Source organism: Clostridium pasteurianum (assembly GCF_001705235.1).
GTDB classification, from domain to species: Bacteria; Bacillota; Clostridia; order Clostridiales; family Clostridiaceae; genus Clostridium_S; species Clostridium_S pasteurianum_A.
In genome coordinates this window covers 2,865,357-2,883,996 of record NZ_MCGV01000001.1, presented here as the reverse complement: position 1 = coordinate 2,883,996, position 18,640 = coordinate 2,865,357, and the positions used below count along the sequence as shown (strand labels likewise).

Here is an 18,640-nt window from a genome sequence, read left to right as displayed (position 1 = left end):
TACACCTCCTATAAATTATATTATATCAGACTCTTCTTCTCTTTGGTGGTCTGCAGCCATTATGTGGTATTGGAGTAACATCTTTTATTAATGTAACTTCTAAGCCTGCAGCCTGTAAGGATCTTATTGCGGCTTCTCTGCCTGATCCTGGTCCCTTTACAAATACATCAACACTTTTAAGTCCATGTTCCATAGCTGTCTTTGCTGCTGTTTCTGCTGCCATCTGTGCGGCATAAGGAGTACTTTTTCTTGATCCTTTAAAACCTAATCCACCTGCACTTGACCATGATAAAGCATTTCCTTTAACATCAGTTATAGTAACTATAGAATTATTAAAAGTTGACTTAATATGTGCACAACCGTGCTCGATATTCTTTTTTTCTTTTCTTCTTCTAGTTTTCTTAGCTTTTTGTACTGCCATATCTTTTCTCTTCCCTCCTTATTTATAATACTTTTTTCTTCTTAGAAGCGATTGCTTTCTTTGGACCTTTTCTTGTTCTTGCATTTGTCTTAGTCTTTTGACCTCTTACTGGAAGTCCTCTTCTATGTCTTATTCCTCTATAGCAACCTATTTCAACTAATCTCTTTATATTTAATGCTACTTCTCTTCTCAAGTCACCTTCGATTTTAAGGTTCTTGTTAATGTAATCTCTTATTGCATTAACTTCTTCTTCAGTTAAATCTTTAACTCTAGTATCAAGATTAACATTTGTAGCTTCTAGTATCTTTCTTGACTTTGATATTCCTATTCCAAATATATAAGTTAGACCTATCTCTACTCTTTTTTCCTTTGGTAGATCAACACCGGCTATTCTTGCCATTGACATTTACACCTCCTGATTTTGTATATATTATTACATATCTATATTATAAAGTTTTAGGCAACAAAAATTTATTCAATCCTGTTGGCAGCCGTCCTAAAACACATATTAACAATTTTTATCAACCTTGTTTTTGTTTGTGTTTAGGATTTTCACATATAACCATTACTTTACCTTTTCTTTTTATGACTTTACATTTTTCGCACATCGGCTTAACTGATGGTCTTACTTTCATGGTTAACCCTCCTTATTATTTTGCCCTCCAAGTGATTCTTCCACGAGTCAAATCATATGGTGAAAGCTCAACTGTTACTTTATCTCCGGGCAATATTCTTATAAAATTCATTCTCAGTTTACCTGAAATATGAGCCAATATTTTTTGACCACTTTCAAGTTCAACTTCAAACATAGCATTGGGTAAAGATTCTAAAACCGTACCCTGCATCTCAATTACATCTTCTTTTGACATAAGGTAATCAAACCTCCTTACTGGTACATACTGACTTAAGAAATTTTCTGATGGCTGAATTACATACAGCATCATTGGATTTAAGTTTATCCATTATATCTTTACAAACAATTTCTGTAATGAAAAGATGTTTTAATTTTTTCTTCTTTGGTTTTTCAATCTTTCTTAAATCACCATCAGAAATATACACATATTTGTCATCAATTACTCCAACAATTATAAAACAACCATCCTTATCTCTTCCGGCTTTTGAATAAACTACCTTACCAAGATAATTTTCATTCATATATTCACCTCGTTATTAACACAAAGTCAGTATCTCAGGTCCGTTATCCAATATAGCAACTGTATTTTCATAGTGAGCAGCTAAACTACCATCCATTGTTACTACAGTCCAATTATTACTCTGTGTTTTTACCCTATAAGTTCCAATATCAACCATTGGTTCAATTGCTAATACCATTCCATGAACAAGTTTTGGACCTCTACCTGCTCTACCGTAATTAGGAACTTCTGGATCTTCATGCATTTCTTTGCCTATTCCATGACCTACATAGTCTCTAACAACTCCATAACCAAAACCTTCAACATATTCTTGAACGGTATGAGATATGTCTGTAAGTCTGTTTCCCACTACAGCTTTTTCTGCTCCCTTAAAAAAGCTCTCTTTGGTTACTTTAATAAGTTTTGCAGCATCTTCTGAAATCTTTCCAACTGGAAAAGTTCTAGCAGCATCACCTTGGTATCCATTTAATATAGCACCACAATCTACACTTAAAATATCACCTTCATGCAGTACCTTGTTACTGGATGGTATACCATGAATAACTTCTTCATTTACAGATGTACATATTGATGCTGGGAAACCGCCATATCCTTTAAATGAAGGGACTGCATTATGCTTTCTTATAAAACTTTCAGCTAATTTATCAAGCTCCGCAGTTGTTACACCAGGCTTTACAGCTTCTTCAAGCATATTAAGTGTTTCACCAACCAGTTTACCTGCATGCCTCATATACTCAATTTCAGTATCATTTTTAATAATAATCATTTACATATCTCCTAAGACATTTTTTATATCTTTGAAAACTTTATCTATGTCCTGAGTACCATCTACTGATTTGAGAACTGCTTTATTTTTATAATATACTATAAGTGGCTGAGTCTGTCTATCATAAACATCCAATCTTTCTTTAACTGTGTCTTCTGAATCGTCCTTTCGTTGAACTACTGGACTTCCACAAAGATCACACTTTCCTTCTATCTTAGGAGGATTATATTTAACATGATAACTTGCTCCGCATTTAGTGCAAACTCTTCTTCCTGTCATCCTGCTAAATATTTTTTCTGTTGGAACATCTATTAATAGTGCACAATCAACTTTCTCCTTTTCGCTGTCAAGAAACTTATCAAGTGCTTCTGCTTGCTTAACCGTTCTTGGAAAACCATCCAATAAGAATCCGCCTTTGCAGTCATTCTTAGATATTCTATCTTTTACTATATCTATAGTTAATTCATCTGGAACAAGAAGGCCTTTATCCATATATCCTTTTGCCTTCATTCCAAGTTCTGTTTTCTCACTTATATTAGCTCTAAATATATCACCTGTTGATATGTGCGGTATTGAAAATTCACTACTTATTAATTTCGCTTGAGTTCCTTTTCCCGCACCTGGAGGACCTAATAAAATTATTTTCATCTAAATCATCCCTATCCACACATTTATTCACTAAGAAATCCATGATAATGTCTCATTGTTAATTGAGATTGCATAATCCTAAGATTCTCTAATGCAACTCCCACTACAATAAGAAGTCCTGTACTTCCAAAATGGATTCCCTGAAATGAGCTATTAGCCTCAATTATCATAGGAATTATTACTATGACAGAAGCAAATACTCCACCTAAAATTGCCATTTTATCAAGCACTCTTTCTATAAACCTAGTTGTAGGATCACCCGGTCTTATTCCTGGAATAAATCCTGCAGATTTATGAATGTTTTCAGACATTTCTTCAGGTTTAAATGTTATTTGAGTGTAGAACCATGTAAAGAATACTATTAGTACAAAGTACAATAACATATATGGTATTGTATTTTCTTTAAATGGACTATACTGACTTCCAGTTAAAAACTTAGTTACTTTAGCATTAGGCCAAAATTGAGAAATCGTAGTAGGAAACAACATAACAGACATAGCAAATATTATAGCTATAATAATTGAAGCATTCATATTTATAGGAATATGTGATGACTGTTTTCTACTAACTTTTCCTGCAACCGCCTTACCAGCATATTGTATAGGTATTCTTCTCTCAGCTAATGTCTCTATAACAACTGCAACAAAGAATACAACAGCAATTGCACCAACTACAACTGCCTCAACTACATTTATACTGTCAGATGACTTTAACTTCATAATACTATACATAGTTGATGGGAATCTAGATATAATATTCACAAATATTATAAGTGAAGCACCATTTCCTATTCCTTTATCAGTTATCTGATCACCTAACCACATTAAAAACGTTGAAGCTGTTGTTAATGTCAATACCATTAGAAATACACTAAGTACACTGTTACTCTTTAATGCACCGGCAGTTCTAATTGCAGCATAAATTGTAAGTGTTTGAAGTGCTGCTAAAGGGACTGATAGATACCTTGTAATTTTCTGTATCTTTTTTCTTCCCTCTTCCCCTTCTTTTGAAAGCTGTTCAAGAGAAGGAATAGCTACTGTCAACAGTTGAACAATGATAGATGAGTTAATGTAAGGTATAATACCCATCGCAAATATACTAAACTGACTAAATGCTCCACCTGTCATCATATTATAGAGTCCGAAAAGAGAACCTGATTGATTCGTTAAATTCAATAACTTGGAGGTATCGACACCAGAGACGGGAATAAAATTACCCATCCTGTATATCAGAACCATCGCAAGCGTAAATAAAATTCTTTTTCTTAATTCTGGGACTTTCCAAGCATTACGTAAGGTTGATAACACTTTATATCACCTCAGCTTTTCCCCCAGCTGCCTCTATTTTTTTAGCCGCTGATTCGGAATATTTGTTAACTTTAACTATTAATTTCTTTTTGAGTTCTCCATTACCTAAAATCTTAACTCCGTCATTAACTTTTTTAATTATTCCTTTATTTATCAGCGCATCTATTGTTACTTCTGTATTATCTTCAAATACATTTAATCTATCAACGTTTATAGCTGTGATTGTTTTTGCAAATATATTAGTAAATCCTCTTTTAGGTAATCTTCTATATAATGGCATCTGACCGCCTTCAAATCCTGGTCTTACTCCGCCACCACTTCTTGCATTTTGACCGTTTTCTCCTTTTCCTGCATTTCTTCCCCAGCCAGAACCAGTACCTCTTCCGATTCTTTTAGGAGATTTTTTTGATCCTTCTGCAGGCTTCAATTCATGAAGTTTCATAACTGCACCTCCTCGTTTTATCTTTATTTAACATCTAAAAGATAATCAACTTTTTTTATCATACCTCTAATTTGAGGAGTATCTTCATGCTCTACTGTGTGGCCTATCTTTCTAAGTCCAAGAGCATTAACTGTAGCTATATGATCTTTTTTTCTTCCAATTAAACTCTTTTTTAATGTTATTGAAACTTTAGCCATTTCTTACTCCTCCTATCCTAAAATTTCCTCAACTGTTTTTCCTCTTAAAGCTGCTACTTGTTCAGCAGTCCTTAATCTTGACAAACCGTTGATTGTTGCATTAACCATATTTCTTGGATTGTTTGAACCTAAAGATTTAGCTCTTACATCTTTTAATCCAGCTAATTCAAGAACAGGTCTTACTGGACCACCGGCTATAACTCCGGCTCCTTCTGATGCAGGCATTATTAAAACTCTTCCTGTTCCAAATTCTCCGTATATTTCATGAGGAACTGTTGTTCCAACAATAGCAACTTCAACTAAGTTCTTTTTAGCATCTTCTATGCCTTTTCTTATAGCTTCAGGTATTTCTGCTGATTTTCCTGTACCAACTCCAACGTGGCCATTTTCATCTCCAACAACTACTAATGCAGTGAATCTGAAATTTCTACCACCTTTAACAACCTTAGCTACTCTGTTTATAAATACAACCTTTTCTTTAAGATCTAATGTGCTAGGATCTATTCTCATTTATTTCCCTCCTTTATTAGATATTAGAACTCTAATCCTGCTTCTCTTGCTCCATCAGCAAGTTCTTTGATTCTTCCGTGATATATGTATCCACCTCTATCAAAAACAACCTGCTTTATTCCCTTGTCTAGAGCTTTCTTAGCAATGGTTCCGCCTACAAGTTTAGCAGCTTCTTTATTACTTCCAGCTTTAGCTGAAAAATCTTTATCTTTTGTAGAAGCTGAAACCAATGTAGTACCATTTACATCGTCAATTACTTGTGCATATATATTCTTTTCACTTCTATATACAGCAAGTCTTGGTCTTTCAGGAGTACCAGAAATTTTATTACGTACTCTTAAGTGACGTCTTGTTCTTGACTGAATTTTGTTTAACACTATCCTTTCACTCCCTTCTTACTACTTACCAGTTTTGCCTTCCTTACGTCTTATGAATTCGTCTTTATACTTAATTCCTTTACCCTTATATGGTTCAGGTTTTCTAAATGTTCTTATGTCAGCTGCTACAGAACCAACTAACTCTTTACTAATTCCTTCAACAACAACTGTGTTTGCATCTGGAGTCTTAAAAGTTATTCCTTCAACGTTTTTAACTTCTACTGGATGTGAATATCCAAGACTTAATACTAAATTTTTACCCTTTAGTTGAGCTTTATAACCAACTCCAACTAATTCTAAAGTCTTTGAAAATCCTTCTGTGACACCCTGGACCATGTTATTTATTAAAGCTCTTGTTAATCCATGAAGTGCTCTATGATTTTTATCATCACTAGGTCTTGTAACTACAACCTGGTTATCTTCAACTGCAATCTTTATATCCTTATGCATTGCTTTTTCTAATTGGCCTTTTTTACCTTTTACAGTAACAACGTTGTCTGGTGTTACTGTAACAGTTACACCACTAGGTATTGCAACTGGCTGTTTACCGATTCTTGACATTTAATACACCTCCTGTTTCTTTACTACTACCAAACGTAGCAAAGTACTTCGCCGCCTAATCCTAATTTCCTAGCTTCTTTATCAGTAACTATTCCCTTTGATGTTGAAATAATTGCGATTCCGAGTCCGTTTAATACTTTAGGAATTTCTTCCTTTCTGCAATAAACTCTTAAACCTGGTTTTGATATTCTTCTTAAACCAGTAATTATTCTTTCTTTGCCTTTTCCATATTTCATTGATAGTCTTAACATTGGTACAACTCCGTCATTGTACTCTTCTATATCTTTCAAGTAACCTTCCTGAAGCAATATGTTTGCCATTGCCTTTTTAATTTTTGAAGAAGGTAACTCAACCACTCCATGTTTAACAATATTAGCATTTCTTATACGAGTTAATAAATCTGCTATTGGATCTGTCATAACCATAATTTGTGCCTCCTTTCGATCAATAATTCAACTACCAGCTTGCTTTTCTACATCCAGGTATTTCACCCTTATATGCAAGTTCTCTAAAACAAATACGGCAAATTCCATATTTTTTTAGCACACTATGTGGTCTTCCACATATTTTACATCTTGTATAAGCTCTTGTTGAATATTTAGGTTCTTTTTTCCACTTTTCTATTAAAGCTTTACGTGCCATATTTTTCCCTCCTTATTATTGAGCAAATGGCATACCAAGAGATTTTAATAATTCTCTTGCTTCTTCATCTGTCTTGGCAGTTGTAACAAAAATTACATCCATACCTCTAACTTTATCTATTTTATCATATTCTATTTCTGGAAATATTAATTGCTCTTTAATGCCTAGTGCATAATTTCCTCTTCCGTCGAAAGACTTACTTGACACTCCTCTGAAGTCTCTAACTCTTGGTAATGCTATATTCATTAATTTATCTGCGAACTCAAACATCTTGTTCTTTCTTAATGTAACCTTGCATCCTATAGGCATATTTTCTCTTATTTTAAAGTTAGCTACTGATTTTTTTGCTCTTGTTAAAACAGGCTTTTGACCTGAGATTAACTGCATATCAGCAACAGCTGACTCTAAAACCTTTTGATTTTCCTTAGCTTCTCCAACGCCCATGTTTATAACTATTTTCTCAATCTTTGGAACTTCCATAATATTTGTATATTGAAATTTTTCCATTAATGCTGGAATAACTTCTTTTTCATACTTTTCTTTAAGTCTTGGAACCATTAAATGTACCTCCTTTCAGAATTTAAAATGTTTCTCCGCACTTTTTGCATACTCTAACTTTTGTTCCGTCATCAAGTACCTTTTTACTGATTCTTGTAGCAGTCTTGCATTTTGTGCAGTATAACATTACTTTAGAACTATTTATTGGAGCTTCTCTATTTATTAGACCGCCCTGCATATTTTGCTTATTTGGTTTCTGATGTTTTACAACTACATTAACATCTTTAACTAGAACAGTTCCCTTTTTAGGATTAACTGCTAATACTTCTCCAATCTTGCCTCTATCTTTACCAGATACGACAACAACTGAATCCTGTTTTCTAACATGAACTTTATTAGCCATAAAAGCCACCTCCCTACTATAGAACTTCAGGTGCTAATGATAATATTTTATTAAATTCTTTATCTCTTAACTCCCTGGCAACAGGTCCAAAAATACGAGTACCTCTTGGCTGTTTATCATCTTTTATTAATACTGCTGCATTTTCATCAAATTTTATATATGAACCGTCAGCTCTTCTTAAGCCTTTGACAGACCTAACTACAACTGCTTTAACTACTTCACCCTTTTTGACAACTCCACCTGGTGTTGCACTTTTAACGCTAGCAACTATTGTATCACCAATGTTTCCCCATTTTCTCTTGGAACCACCTAATACTCTAACACACATTATTTCTTTAGCTCCAGAATTATCTGCAACTTTCAACATAGTTTGTGCTTGTATCATCTAAATATCCTCCTTTCTGGATAAATTATTTAGCTTTTTCAACTATATCTACAAGTCTCCATCTCTTATCTTTAGATAATGGTCTTGTTTCCATTATTAATACTCTATCATTAACTTTAGCTTCATTATTTTCATCATGAGCTTTAAATTTAGTTGTTCTATTTACAGTTTTTCCGTACAAAGGATGACGAACTTTTGTTTCAACTGCAACAACTATTGTTTTATCCATTTTGTCGGATACAACTCTTCCAATTCTTGTCTTCCTGTCTCCTCTTTCCAAAATAGAAGCCTCCTTCCAAATATTAATTTTCACACGCTTTTAATTCTTCTTCTCTAAGGATGGTTTTAATTTGGGCTATTGATTTTTTAACTTCCTTTATTCTCATTGGATTTTCAAGCTGACCTGTAGCCAATTGAAATCTTAATGTGAATAATTCTGACTTTAAATCAACTAATTGTGCTGTTAATTCTTCAGATGCTTTTTCTCTTAATTCTTTAGCCTTCATTTGCTTCACCACCCATTTCTTCAAAGTCCTTCCTAGTTACGAACTTAGTCTTTATAGGAAGTTTATGTGATGCAAGTCTAAATGCTTCTCTTGCTTGAGCTTCAGTAACATCTGACATTTCAAACAATATTCTACCAGGTTTAACTACTGCTACCCAATACTCTGGTGCACCTTTACCTGATCCCATACGAGTTTCAGCTGGTTTCTGAGATACTGGTTTATCAGGGAAAATCTTTATCCAAAGTTTTCCTCCTCTTTTAACATATCTATTTATAGCTATTCTGGCAGCTTCTATTTGGTTACTTGTTATCCAAGCACATTCAGTAGCCTGAAGTCCATACTCACCATAAGCAATAAAGTTACCTCTTGTAGCCTTGCCTCTCATTCTGCCACGCTGAACTTTACGATGTTTAACTCTTTTAGGCATTAACATAACGTATTCCTCCTCCCTTATGCGTTAGCTTCTTCCTTCTTACCTTCAATTTTTTTAGTTGGAAGAATTTCACCTCTATAAACCCATACTTTTACACCTATTTTACCATAAGTAGTATTGGCTTCTGTAAATCCATAATCTATATCAGCTCTTAAAGTCTGAAGTGGAATTGTACCTTCATGATACTGTTCAGTTCTTGCTATTTCTGCTCCAGCAAGTCTTCCAGCACAAGAAGTTTTTACACCCTTAACTCCTGATCTCATAGCTCTTTGTATTGTTTGTTTCATTGCTCTTCTGAAAGATATTCTTCTCTCAAGCTGTTGAGCTATATTTTCAGCCATAAGTTGTGCATTTGCTTCACTATTTTTAACTTCTACTATATTAATAATAATATTTTCTTTTTCAACTAAAGAAGTCAAACTCTTCTTTAAAGCTTCAATTCCTTGACCGCCTTTGCCTATAACCATACCAGGCTTAGCAGTATATATATTAATTTTTACTCTCTTTGCTGCTCTTTCAATTTCTATTCTAGAAACTCCAGAATTTGAAAGCTTATTTTTAATGAATTTTCTTATATTATTATCCTGTACTAGGTAATATGAGAAATTCTTACTATTTGCATACCATTTTGCGTCCCAGTCTTTGATGACGCCAACTCTTAAACCATGCGGATTAACTTTCTGACCCAATATATTTCCCTCCTTCTTAATCTCTTTCTTTTACAATCACTGTTATGTGACTTGATCTTTTCTTTATACTGAATGCTCTACCCTGTGCATGAGGTTGAAATCTTTTCAAGGTAGGTCCTTGACCTGCGTAAGCTTCAGAAACATATAATTTATTTCCATCTAAATTAAAATTATTTTCAGCATTTGCTACTGCAGATTTTAATATTTTGTTTATAACAACTGCAGCATCTTTAGGTGTATATTTTAGTATTGCGAATGCTTCATTTACATTCTTTCCTCTTATTAAATCAAGAACGATCTTAACTTTCAGTGGGGACATTCTAACGTATTTAGCTATAGCTTTAGCCTCCATAAAAAACTACCTCCTTTCCACTACTTTTCTTACTTAACTGCTGTCGTCTTTTCTGTAGTTCCGTGACCTCTGAACGTTCTAGTAAGAACAAATTCTCCTAATTTGTGTCCTACCATATCTTCACTTATATAAACAGGAACATGCTTTCTTCCATCATGAACAGCTATAGTATGACCTATCATTTCAGGGAAAATAGTTGAACTTCTCGACCAAGTTTTTATAACTTTCTTTTCGCCGTTTTTATTCATTTCCACTATCTTTTTTAATAAAGATTCTTTTACAAAAGGTCCCTTCTTTATTGATCTACTCACTTTGTTGGCCTCCCTTCATAAACCTATATAGATAATAGTAGGAAGAGAACATATTATTCTCTTCAAAACTACTTATCATTTCTTCTCTTAACAATAAGTTTGTCAGAATACTTTTTATGTTTTCTAGTCTTGTAACCCAATGCTGGTTTACCCCATGGTGTTACTGGTCCTGGACGACCAACTGGTGCTTTACCTTCTCCACCACCGTGTGGATGGTCATTAGGGTTCATGACAGAACCTCTTACTGTTGGTCTTATTCCCATGTGTCTCTTTCTTCCAGCTTTACCGATGTTAACAATTTCGTGTGTTAGATTTGATACAACTCCAATTGTAGCTCTGCATTCAATTCTAACATATCTCATCTCACCGCTTGGAAGTCTTAATTGTGCATGGTTTCCTTCCTTAGCCATAAGCTGTGCTGATGAACCAGCTGATCTTACTAATTGTGCACCTTTTCCTGCTGCTAATTCTATATTATGAATTATTGTACCAACAGGTATGTTTTTTATTGGAAGCGCATTACCAACTTTTATGTCCGCATCTGGACCTGATACAACAGTATCTCCAACTGATAATTTAGTAGGAGCAATTATGTACCTCTTTTCACCATCAGCATATACTAATAATGCTATATACGCTGTTCTGTTTGGATCATACTCTATTGTAGCAACCTTAGCTGGCACTCCATCTTTATTTCTTTTAAAATCTATAACTCTATACTTATTTCTGTTTCCGCCGCCTCTATGACGAACTGTTATTTTACCATTGTTATTTCTTCCTGCTCTATTGTTTAAAGAAACTAATAATGACTTTTCTGGTACATCAGTAGTTATTTCTTCAAATGTAGAAACTGTCATCTGTCTTCTTGCAGGAGAAGTAGGCTTAAAGCCTTTAACTGCCATTTTTATTCCTCCTTTTTTTCAGCTTTTCTGGTATTACACCAATAACTGCTTTTTTATTGCATTCCTTCAAAAAATTCTATTGCTTTACTGTCTTCAGTTAATTTAATCATTGCTTTTTTGAAGTCTGCTCTCTTACCGACATGCACTCCAACTCTCTTTGTTTTTCCAAGTATATTAGTAGTGTTTACTTTTTCAACTTTTACTCCAAAGACTTCTTCAATTGCTTTTTTTATTTGTGATTTATTTGCATGTGGGTCTACTATAAAGGTGTATTTTTTGTCTGCCATTTCAGCCATACTTTTTTCAGTTATAACTGGTTTTCTTATTATATCATGGCTATTTGTATACATTATGCATACACCTCCTCAATCTTTGATACAGCATCCTTAGTTACTATGAACTTCTCATATTTTAATATGTCATACACATTTAAATTATTAGCAGGTATTACTGCTGCACCCTGTATATTTCTAACTGATTTATATACATTTTTATCAGATTCAGCTACAACTATAAGTGCTTTCTTTGTCTCAAAAGCATTAAGCATGTTAACTATTTCCTTAGTTTTAGGTGTTTCCATGTTTAATTCGTCAAGCACGATCATTTCTTTTTCATTAACTTTGCTTGTAAGAACTGATAGCATTGCTGTTCTTCTCATTGATTTTGGAACTGAAATTCTATAATTTCTAGGCTTTGGTGCAAATACAACTCCACCATGAATCCATTGTGGTGCTCTTATTGAACCCTGTCTTGCTCTACCAGTTCCTTTTTGTCTCCAAGGCTTTATTCCACCTCCAGAAACTTCTGTTCTAGTTTTAGCGCTTTGTGTTCCTTGTCTCTTATTTGCAAGCTGTGCAACTACAACCTGGTGAACTGAACTTTCGCTAATTTTAGCTCCAAAAATTTTATCAGACAACTCAATGTCTTCAACTTTTTTACCTTCTTTATTGAATACTTCTACTGTAGGCATTCTGCATCCTCCTTTCCTAAAAACTAAGCCTTAACTGAATTCTTTATCATTACAAATGATTTATTTGGTCCAGGAACTCCGCCTTTTATTAATATAAGATTCTTCTCTGGAATGACCTTTGCAACTTCAACATTTAATACTGTTGTATTAACATGGCCCATATGTCCTGGAAGTTTCTTAGTTTTAAAAGTTCTTGATGGATCTGATGATCCTCCCATTGAACCAACTGCTCTATGGAATTTTGATCCGTGAGCCATAGGTCCTCTATGTGCTCCCCATCTTCTTATTGTACCTTGGAAGCCCTTACCTTTTGAAACTCCTGATACATCAACTTTTTCGCCAGCTGCAAATACATCAGCCTTTATTTCAGCACCTAATTCATAGCTGCTTACATCTTCTAATCTAAATTCTTTTATGAATTTTTTAGCTGAAACATTTGCTTTTGCGAAATGTCCTTTTACAGGTTTATTAGCAAGTTTTTCCTTTAAGTCTCCAAATCCAACCTGTATAGCATCGTATCCTTCTTTTTCTGAAGTTTTCTTCTGAATTACTACACATGGACCTGCTTCTACAACTGTTACAGGAACAACTTTTCCTTCTTCATTAAATATCTGTGTCATACCAAGTTTTTTACCTAGTATTGCCTTTTTCATGTTCTGCACCTCCCAAACGTATTAGCGGATTGCGCTGCAATCATAACCGTTTTAAATTAAATATTAAAGTTTTATTTCAATATCAACACCAGCTGGTAAGTCTAATCTCATTAATGCATCAACAGTTTTTGGTGATGGACTTATTATATCGATAAGTCTTTTATGAGTTCTTATTTCAAACTGCTCTCTAGAGTCTTTATACTTATGTGGTGATCTAAGTATTGTAACCACATCTTTCTCTGTTGGTAGAGGTACTGGACCTGCTACTTTAGCACCTGTTGTTTTTGCAGTTTCAACGATTTTTTCAGCTGATTGATCTAATATTGTATGATCAAATGCTTTTAATCTTATTCTTATTTTTTGCTTTGCCAATTCATTTCCCTCCTTTTCATCGCACGCCTAAACTTAATACGCACAACAACGGGTATTCTATAAACTGTCCCTGGTGTTTCATGTAAGAACACGCACGAGAATAATTACGGAATAACCGTCGCCCGGTTCAAGACCGTGACATACTCAGCAAGAATTCCCCGTAAGCACGGCTACCTCTTGCTTCATCGCTATTTTCACATAACAACTCTTATATTATACACCCCGAATTGTGTTTTTGCAAGATTTTTATTGTACTAATTATAAATAAAAAATAGGAAGAGCGTCCTCTCCCTATTTTTTATCATTTTTGTTATATAAGAACAAATTATTCTATAATGCTAGTAACAACTCCTGAACCAACTGTTCTTCCGCCTTCTCTTATTGCGAATCTTAAGTTCTCGTTCATTGCTACTTTTGTTATTAATTCTACTGTCATATCTATATGGTCTCCTGGCATTACCATTTCTACTCCTTCTGGTAACTGGATTGTTCCTGTTACATCTGTTGTTCTGAAGTAGAACTGTGGTCTATATCCATTAAAGAATGGTGTATGTCTTCCGCCTTCTTCTTTCTTTAATACATATACCTGACCTACAAATTTATGATGTGGTGTTATTGATCCTGGTTTTGCTAGTACCTGACCTCTTTCGATGTCTTCTCTCTGTACTCCTCTTAATAATGCTCCGATGTTATCTCCTGCTAATGCACTATCAAGTGTCTTTCTGAACATTTCAACTCCGGTTACTACTACCTTTGTTATTTCATCTTTCATTCCGACGATTTCTACTTCGTCTCCTACTTTTAATGTTCCAGTTTCAACTCTTCCTGTTGCTACTGTTCCTCTTCCTGTTATTGTGAATACATCTTCTATTGGCATTAAGAATGGTTTATCTGTTGGTCTATCTGGTGTTGGAATGTATTCATCTACTGCTTTCATTAAATCTCTTACTGGTTTTGTTGCTTCTTCATCATCTGGATTCTGTAATGCCTTTAATGCACTTCCTACGACGATTGGTGTATCATCCCCTGGGAATCCATATTCATTTAATAATTCTCTTACTTCCATCTCTACTAGGTCGATTAATTCTGGATCATCTACCTGATCTGCTTTATTTAAGAATACTACTATATATTGTACTCCAACTCTTGATGCTAGTAATATATGTTCTCTTGTCTGTGGCATTGGGCCATCTGCTGCACTTACTACTAGTATTGCTCCATCCATCTGTGCTGCTCCTGTGATCATGTTCTTTACATAATCAGCATGTCCTGGACAGTCTACATGCGCATAATGTCTATTATCTGTCTCATACTCAACATGTGATGTGTTGATTGTTATTCCTCTTTCTTTTTCTTCTGGTGCCTTATCTATTTCATCATATTTGAAGGCTTTTGCTTTTCCTTCTTTTGATAAAATTGTTGTTATTGCTGCTGTCAATGTTGTCTTACCATGATCTACGTGTCCTATTGTTCCTATGTTTACATGTGGTTTCGTTCTTTCAAATTTTTCCTTTGCCATTTTTATTTCCTCCTAACAATATATAATTTTATTGTCTTTCACCAATTATTTTTTCTTGAATATTTTTAGGTACTTCTTCATTATGATCAAACTGCATAGTAAATACTCCTCTACCTTGAGTTTTTGATCTAAGTGAAGTTGCATATCCAAACATTTCTGAAAGCGGAACAAACGCTCTTATTACTTCTGCTCCAGATCTTTGCTCCATTCCTTCAATTCTTCCTCTTCTTGAGTTAACGTCTCCCATAACATCTCCCATGTACTCTTCAGGGACAGTTATTTCAACCTGCATTACAGGTTCCAATATAACAGGATCTGCTTTTTGCATAGCATTCTTAAATGCCATAGAACCTGCTATTTTAAATGCCATTTCAGAAGAATCGACATCATGGTAAGAACCATCAACTAACTTAACCTTAAAATTAATTGTAGGGAATCCTGCCAAAATACCACTTAAAGCTGCTTCTTGAATACCATTGTCAATAGGTTGTATGTATTCTTTTGGCACAGCTCCACCAACTATAGCATTTTCAAATTCATACTCGCCCTCTGTTGGAGACATTTCTATAACAGCGTGACCATACTGTCCACGACCACCAGACTGTCTTATGAACTTACCCTCTGCTTTAACAGCTTTTCTAATGGTTTCTTTGTAAGCAACTTGAGGCTTACCAACATTACATTCAACATTAAATTCTCTTTGAAGCCTATCAACAATTATTTCAAGATGTAATTCTCCCATACCAGATATAATTGTCTGACCTGTTTCCTGATCAGTAAAAGTCTTGAATGTAGGATCTTCTTCTGCAAGCTTTGAAAGTGCAATGCCCATTTTTTCTTGACCAGCTTTAGTCTTTGGCTCAATAGCAACTTCTATAACTGGATCAGGGAATTCCATTTGTTCAAGAACTATTGGATTATCCTCATCGCAAAGTGTATCTCCTGTAGTTGTTGATTTTAAACCAACTATTGCACCTAATTCTCCAGTTTCAAGCTCATCAACTTCTTGTCTGTGATTAGAATGCATTTTTACAAGTCTTCCAACTCTTTCTTTTTTGCCTTTTGTTGAGTTTAAAACATAACTTCCAGACTTCATAATACCTGAATAAATTCTAGTGAATGCAAGTCTTCCAACAAATGGATCTGTTGCAATTTTAAAAGCTAATGCAGATAAAGGTTCTTTATCGTCAGCTTTTCTTTCTGACTCGTTTCCATCTAAATCCGTTCCTTTAACTGGAGGTATATCTAAAGGTGATGGTAAATATTCAACAACAGCATCAAGCATCTGCTGAACACCCTTATTCTTGTATGAAGATCCGCATGTTACTGGAACTATTTCGTTTGCAATAACACCTTTTCTAATTGCGGCATTGATTTCATCTACAGAAATCTCTTCTCCCTCTAAATATTTATTCATTAAATTTTCATCTAATTCAACAACAGCTTCTATCATTTCAGTTCTATATTTTTCAGCCAGTTCCTTCATATCATCAGGAATTGCCTGTTCTTCTATGATAGTACCTAAATCATCTTCGTAGATTACTGCTTCATTTTTTATTAAATCAATTAAACCAACGAAATTATCTTCTTTACCTATAGGTATTTGTATAGGTACTGCATTTGCCTGAAGTCTATCTCTCATCATTTGAACTGATCTATAGAAATCAGCTCCTAATATATCCATCTTATTCATATAAGCCATTCTTGGAACATTGTATTTTTCTGCCTGTCTCCAAACTGTTTCAGACTGTGGTTCAACTCCACCTTTTGCATCAAATACAGCAACTGCTCCATCAAGAACTCTTAATGATCTTTCAACCTCTACAGTAAAATCTACGTGTCCTGGCGTATCAATAATGTTAATTTCATGACCTTTCCAATAGCAAGTTGTTGCTGCTGAAGTAATTGTTATACCTCTTTCTTGCTCTTGAACCATCCAGTCCATTGTAGCTTCGCCCTCATGAACTTCACCTATTTTATGAGTTTTTCCTGTATAAAATAATATACGTTCTGTAGTTGTAGTTTTACCGGCATCAATATGTGCCATTATTCCTATGTTACGAAATTTTTCCAAAGGATATTTTCTAGCCACTACTTTTTCCTCCTCTCATTAAACAAACTAAATCTGATAAAACTGCTCTGGTTAGAACCAAAACAGTTTTATAAAGTATATTAAATTTATTAAATATCTTTAATATTAACAATAATCACACATGAAAGTCTTAAAAGACATCAATGCAATATTGCTACTAATATCTATAATGTGCAAATGCTTTATTAGCCTCTGCCATTTTATGAGTATCTTCTCTCTTCTTAACTGCAGCACCTGTGTTATTTGAAGCATCTAATAATTCTCCAGCTAATTTCAAGTAAGTATATTTTTCTCCTCTTTTAGCTATTGCTGCAAGTATCCATCTTATTCCAAGAGTCTGTCTTCTTTCAGGTCTTACCTCTATTGGTACCTGATAAGTAGCTCCTCCGATTCTTCTTGCTTTTACCTCAAGTAAAGGCATTACATTATTCATTGCAGCTTCAAATACTTCCATAGGTTCCTTACCAGTTTTTTCTTTTAAATACTCAAAAGCGTTATAGCATATTTTCTGTGCTACTCCCTTTTTTCCATCTACCATTATGTTGTTTATTAACTTTGTAACAACCTTACTATTGTATAATGGATCTGGTAATACATCTCTTTTAGCTATATGTCCTTTTCTTGGCACTTTTCTTCCCTCCTTAACAATTTGAAATTTAAGTTCATAGGTACTCGGTATTAAATACCGTAAAGTGCTTGCTTCTGCAAATTCTATAGCCATTCTAATAAAGCATATAAACTCAATTCAACCTGAATAAATATTACTTATAATATATCTATATAAATGCCGAAGACACAGCACTACTAAATACAATACTATTTTTCCTTTGGTTTCTTAGCACCGTATTTAGACCTAGCTTGTTTTCTGTCAGCAACACCTGCTGCATCTAATGTTCCTCTTACAATATGATACCTAACACCTGGTAAATCCTTAACTCTTCCTCCTCTTATGAGGACAACACTATGTTCCTGAAGATTATGACCTACTCCTGGTATGTAAGCAGTTACTTCATATCCATTTGTTAATCTAACTCTGGCAATTTTTCTTAAAGCTGAGTTAGGCTTTTTAGGAGTTGCTGTCTTTACGACTGTACATACTCCTCTCTTTTGAGGACATTCTTTTAAAGCTGGTGCAGTTGACTTTGATGCTACTGTCTTTCTGCCTTTTCTTACTAATTGACTTATTGTTGGCATGTTTTCACCTCCTGTTTGAAATCTAGCTAATTCTATTAAAAATTTAAGTTAATAGCGCATTTAATAAAGAACTTTATGTATCTTCTAAATACTACTTCAAAACAACAGCAGTAGAAGCTTCAACATCAATATTACATAGCTTTCCAAGTTCTTTCATTGTATCTACATATATTATTTGTAGAGAATATTCATTTGCCAATTTTTCAACAGTTTGAAACAACTCATATTCAGCATCTTTTGCTATATAAACAATTTTAGCTTTACTTTCATTTATAGCTTTGAGCGATTGTTTCATGCCTACTACTTTATTCTTCGGCAACCTGTTTACCATAAACT

34 protein-coding genes are annotated in these 18,640 nt (G+C 34.2%); all 34 read right to left on the bottom strand.

Features of this window, described 5'->3' with window-relative positions:
* Nucleotides 1-25: 25 nt before the first annotated feature.
* The 34 genes from rpsK to BEE63_RS12785 all read right to left on the bottom strand — a co-directional run bounded on the left by rpsK (nt 26) and on the right by BEE63_RS12785 (nt 18,635).
* On the bottom strand, nt 26-421 hold the full coding sequence (gene rpsK / locus BEE63_RS12950) for a 30S ribosomal protein S11 (protein ID WP_066021779.1): 396 nt from the start codon (nt 419-421) through the stop codon (nt 26-28).
* Between the two features lie 22 nt (nt 422-443).
* Nucleotides 444-821, bottom strand: a complete 378-nt coding sequence (rpsM, locus tag BEE63_RS12945; protein WP_066023230.1) for a 30S ribosomal protein S13 — start codon at nt 819-821, stop codon at nt 444-446.
* Nucleotides 822-942: 121 nt separating this feature from the next.
* Complete coding sequence (rpmJ, locus tag BEE63_RS12940; RefSeq protein WP_017753001.1) at nt 943-1,056, bottom strand: 50S ribosomal protein L36; 114 nt, start codon at nt 1,054-1,056, stop codon at nt 943-945.
* A 15-nt stretch (nt 1,057-1,071) separates the two neighbouring features.
* The gene (gene infA / locus BEE63_RS12935; RefSeq protein WP_010966389.1) at nt 1,072-1,290 is read right to left on the bottom strand and encodes a translation initiation factor IF-1; all 219 of its coding nucleotides are present in this window, start codon (nt 1,288-1,290) and stop codon (nt 1,072-1,074) included.
* Nucleotides 1,291-1,297: 7 nt separating this feature from the next.
* Nucleotides 1,298-1,576, bottom strand: coding sequence for a KOW domain-containing protein (locus BEE63_RS12930; RefSeq protein ID WP_066021778.1), 279 nt, complete (start codon nt 1,574-1,576; stop codon nt 1,298-1,300).
* Nucleotides 1,577-1,591: 15 nt separating this feature from the next.
* Nucleotides 1,592-2,341, bottom strand: a complete 750-nt coding sequence (map, locus tag BEE63_RS12925; protein ID WP_066021777.1) for a type I methionyl aminopeptidase — start codon at nt 2,339-2,341, stop codon at nt 1,592-1,594.
* Nucleotides 2,342-2,989 carry an adenylate kinase gene (locus tag BEE63_RS12920; protein WP_066021776.1) on the bottom strand — a complete coding sequence of 216 codons (648 nt, stop codon included), beginning with the start codon at nt 2,987-2,989 and terminating at the stop codon, nt 2,342-2,344. It abuts the gene before it with no gap.
* Between the two features lie 23 nt (nt 2,990-3,012).
* Complete coding sequence (secY, locus tag BEE63_RS12915) at nt 3,013-4,296, bottom strand: preprotein translocase subunit SecY (RefSeq protein ID WP_066021775.1); 1,284 nt, start codon at nt 4,294-4,296, stop codon at nt 3,013-3,015.
* Between the two features lies 1 nt (nt 4,297).
* Nucleotides 4,298-4,738, bottom strand: a complete 441-nt coding sequence (rplO, locus tag BEE63_RS12910; RefSeq protein WP_066021774.1) for a 50S ribosomal protein L15 — start codon at nt 4,736-4,738, stop codon at nt 4,298-4,300.
* A 23-nt stretch (nt 4,739-4,761) separates the two neighbouring features.
* On the bottom strand, nt 4,762-4,935 hold the full coding sequence (gene rpmD / locus BEE63_RS12905; protein ID WP_066021773.1) for a 50S ribosomal protein L30: 174 nt from the start codon (nt 4,933-4,935) through the stop codon (nt 4,762-4,764).
* 12 nt (nt 4,936-4,947) lie between these two features.
* Entirely contained in the window at nt 4,948-5,445 is a 498-nt protein-coding gene (gene rpsE / locus BEE63_RS12900) for a 30S ribosomal protein S5 (protein ID WP_066021772.1), read from the bottom strand.
* Between the two features lie 23 nt (nt 5,446-5,468).
* Nucleotides 5,469-5,822, bottom strand: coding sequence for a 50S ribosomal protein L18 (rplR, locus tag BEE63_RS12895; protein WP_066021771.1), 354 nt, complete (start codon nt 5,820-5,822; stop codon nt 5,469-5,471).
* Nucleotides 5,823-5,843: 21 nt separating this feature from the next.
* Nucleotides 5,844-6,383, bottom strand: a complete 540-nt coding sequence (rplF, locus tag BEE63_RS12890) for a 50S ribosomal protein L6 (RefSeq protein WP_066021770.1) — start codon at nt 6,381-6,383, stop codon at nt 5,844-5,846.
* A 26-nt stretch (nt 6,384-6,409) separates the two neighbouring features.
* Nucleotides 6,410-6,808, bottom strand: coding sequence for a 30S ribosomal protein S8 (gene rpsH, locus BEE63_RS12885; protein ID WP_066021769.1), 399 nt, complete (start codon nt 6,806-6,808; stop codon nt 6,410-6,412).
* A 31-nt stretch (nt 6,809-6,839) separates the two neighbouring features.
* Nucleotides 6,840-7,025, bottom strand: a complete 186-nt coding sequence (locus BEE63_RS12880; protein WP_010966399.1) for a type Z 30S ribosomal protein S14 — start codon at nt 7,023-7,025, stop codon at nt 6,840-6,842.
* A 15-nt stretch (nt 7,026-7,040) separates the two neighbouring features.
* Nucleotides 7,041-7,583 carry a 50S ribosomal protein L5 gene (gene rplE / locus BEE63_RS12875; protein ID WP_066021768.1) on the bottom strand — a complete coding sequence of 181 codons (543 nt, stop codon included), beginning with the start codon at nt 7,581-7,583 and terminating at the stop codon, nt 7,041-7,043.
* Between the two features lie 22 nt (nt 7,584-7,605).
* Entirely contained in the window at nt 7,606-7,926 is a 321-nt protein-coding gene (gene rplX / locus BEE63_RS12870; protein ID WP_066021767.1) for a 50S ribosomal protein L24, read from the bottom strand.
* A 16-nt stretch (nt 7,927-7,942) separates the two neighbouring features.
* On the bottom strand, nt 7,943-8,311 hold the full coding sequence (gene rplN / locus BEE63_RS12865; protein WP_066021766.1) for a 50S ribosomal protein L14: 369 nt from the start codon (nt 8,309-8,311) through the stop codon (nt 7,943-7,945).
* Nucleotides 8,312-8,336: 25 nt separating this feature from the next.
* The gene (rpsQ, locus tag BEE63_RS12860) at nt 8,337-8,591 is read right to left on the bottom strand and encodes a 30S ribosomal protein S17 (RefSeq protein WP_066021765.1); all 255 of its coding nucleotides are present in this window, start codon (nt 8,589-8,591) and stop codon (nt 8,337-8,339) included.
* Between the two features lie 22 nt (nt 8,592-8,613).
* Complete coding sequence (gene rpmC, locus BEE63_RS12855) at nt 8,614-8,817, bottom strand: 50S ribosomal protein L29 (protein ID WP_066021764.1); 204 nt, start codon at nt 8,815-8,817, stop codon at nt 8,614-8,616.
* Nucleotides 8,807-9,250: a 50S ribosomal protein L16 gene (gene rplP, locus BEE63_RS12850; RefSeq protein WP_066021763.1), complete on the bottom strand. Its 444-nt coding sequence runs from the start codon at nt 9,248-9,250 to the stop codon at nt 8,807-8,809. Before rplP ends, rpmC begins: the two co-directional genes overlap by 11 nt.
* 17 nt (nt 9,251-9,267) lie before the next feature.
* Nucleotides 9,268-9,939, bottom strand: coding sequence for a 30S ribosomal protein S3 (gene rpsC, locus BEE63_RS12845; RefSeq protein ID WP_066021762.1), 672 nt, complete (start codon nt 9,937-9,939; stop codon nt 9,268-9,270).
* A gap of 16 nt (nt 9,940-9,955) precedes the next feature.
* Nucleotides 9,956-10,291 carry a 50S ribosomal protein L22 gene (gene rplV / locus BEE63_RS12840; protein WP_066021761.1) on the bottom strand — a complete coding sequence of 112 codons (336 nt, stop codon included), beginning with the start codon at nt 10,289-10,291 and terminating at the stop codon, nt 9,956-9,958.
* Between the two features lie 29 nt (nt 10,292-10,320).
* A complete protein-coding gene (gene rpsS / locus BEE63_RS12835; protein WP_066021760.1) occupies nt 10,321-10,602 on the bottom strand; it encodes a 30S ribosomal protein S19 in 282 nt (93 codons plus the stop codon).
* Between the two features lie 68 nt (nt 10,603-10,670).
* Complete coding sequence (gene rplB, locus BEE63_RS12830) at nt 10,671-11,504, bottom strand: 50S ribosomal protein L2 (RefSeq protein WP_066021759.1); 834 nt, start codon at nt 11,502-11,504, stop codon at nt 10,671-10,673.
* Nucleotides 11,505-11,557: 53 nt separating this feature from the next.
* Nucleotides 11,558-11,854 (bottom strand): 50S ribosomal protein L23, encoded by a 297-nt coding sequence (rplW, locus tag BEE63_RS12825; protein ID WP_066021758.1) that lies wholly within the window; start codon nt 11,852-11,854, stop codon nt 11,558-11,560.
* Complete coding sequence (gene rplD / locus BEE63_RS12820; protein WP_066021757.1) at nt 11,854-12,474, bottom strand: 50S ribosomal protein L4; 621 nt, start codon at nt 12,472-12,474, stop codon at nt 11,854-11,856. Before rplD ends, rplW begins: the two co-directional genes overlap by 1 nt.
* A 23-nt stretch (nt 12,475-12,497) precedes the next feature.
* Nucleotides 12,498-13,127: a 50S ribosomal protein L3 gene (gene rplC / locus BEE63_RS12815; RefSeq protein WP_066021756.1), complete on the bottom strand. Its 630-nt coding sequence runs from the start codon at nt 13,125-13,127 to the stop codon at nt 12,498-12,500.
* Nucleotides 13,128-13,190: 63 nt separating this feature from the next.
* Entirely contained in the window at nt 13,191-13,499 is a 309-nt protein-coding gene (gene rpsJ / locus BEE63_RS12810; protein WP_010966413.1) for a 30S ribosomal protein S10, read from the bottom strand.
* Nucleotides 13,500-13,824: 325 nt separating this feature from the next.
* Entirely contained in the window at nt 13,825-15,018 is a 1,194-nt protein-coding gene (gene tuf / locus BEE63_RS12805) for an elongation factor Tu (protein WP_066021742.1), read from the bottom strand.
* A gap of 28 nt (nt 15,019-15,046) precedes the next feature.
* On the bottom strand, nt 15,047-17,110 hold the full coding sequence (gene fusA / locus BEE63_RS12800; RefSeq protein WP_066021755.1) for an elongation factor G: 2,064 nt from the start codon (nt 17,108-17,110) through the stop codon (nt 15,047-15,049).
* A 157-nt stretch (nt 17,111-17,267) separates the two neighbouring features.
* Nucleotides 17,268-17,738, bottom strand: coding sequence for a 30S ribosomal protein S7 (gene rpsG / locus BEE63_RS12795; RefSeq protein ID WP_066021754.1), 471 nt, complete (start codon nt 17,736-17,738; stop codon nt 17,268-17,270).
* 188 nt (nt 17,739-17,926) lie between these two features.
* Nucleotides 17,927-18,304 carry a 30S ribosomal protein S12 gene (gene rpsL / locus BEE63_RS12790; protein WP_066021753.1) on the bottom strand — a complete coding sequence of 126 codons (378 nt, stop codon included), beginning with the start codon at nt 18,302-18,304 and terminating at the stop codon, nt 17,927-17,929.
* A 91-nt stretch (nt 18,305-18,395) separates the two neighbouring features.
* The gene (locus BEE63_RS12785) at nt 18,396-18,635 is read right to left on the bottom strand and encodes a ribosomal L7Ae/L30e/S12e/Gadd45 family protein (protein WP_066021752.1); all 240 of its coding nucleotides are present in this window, start codon (nt 18,633-18,635) and stop codon (nt 18,396-18,398) included.
* Between the last annotated feature and the right edge of the window lie 5 nt (nt 18,636-18,640).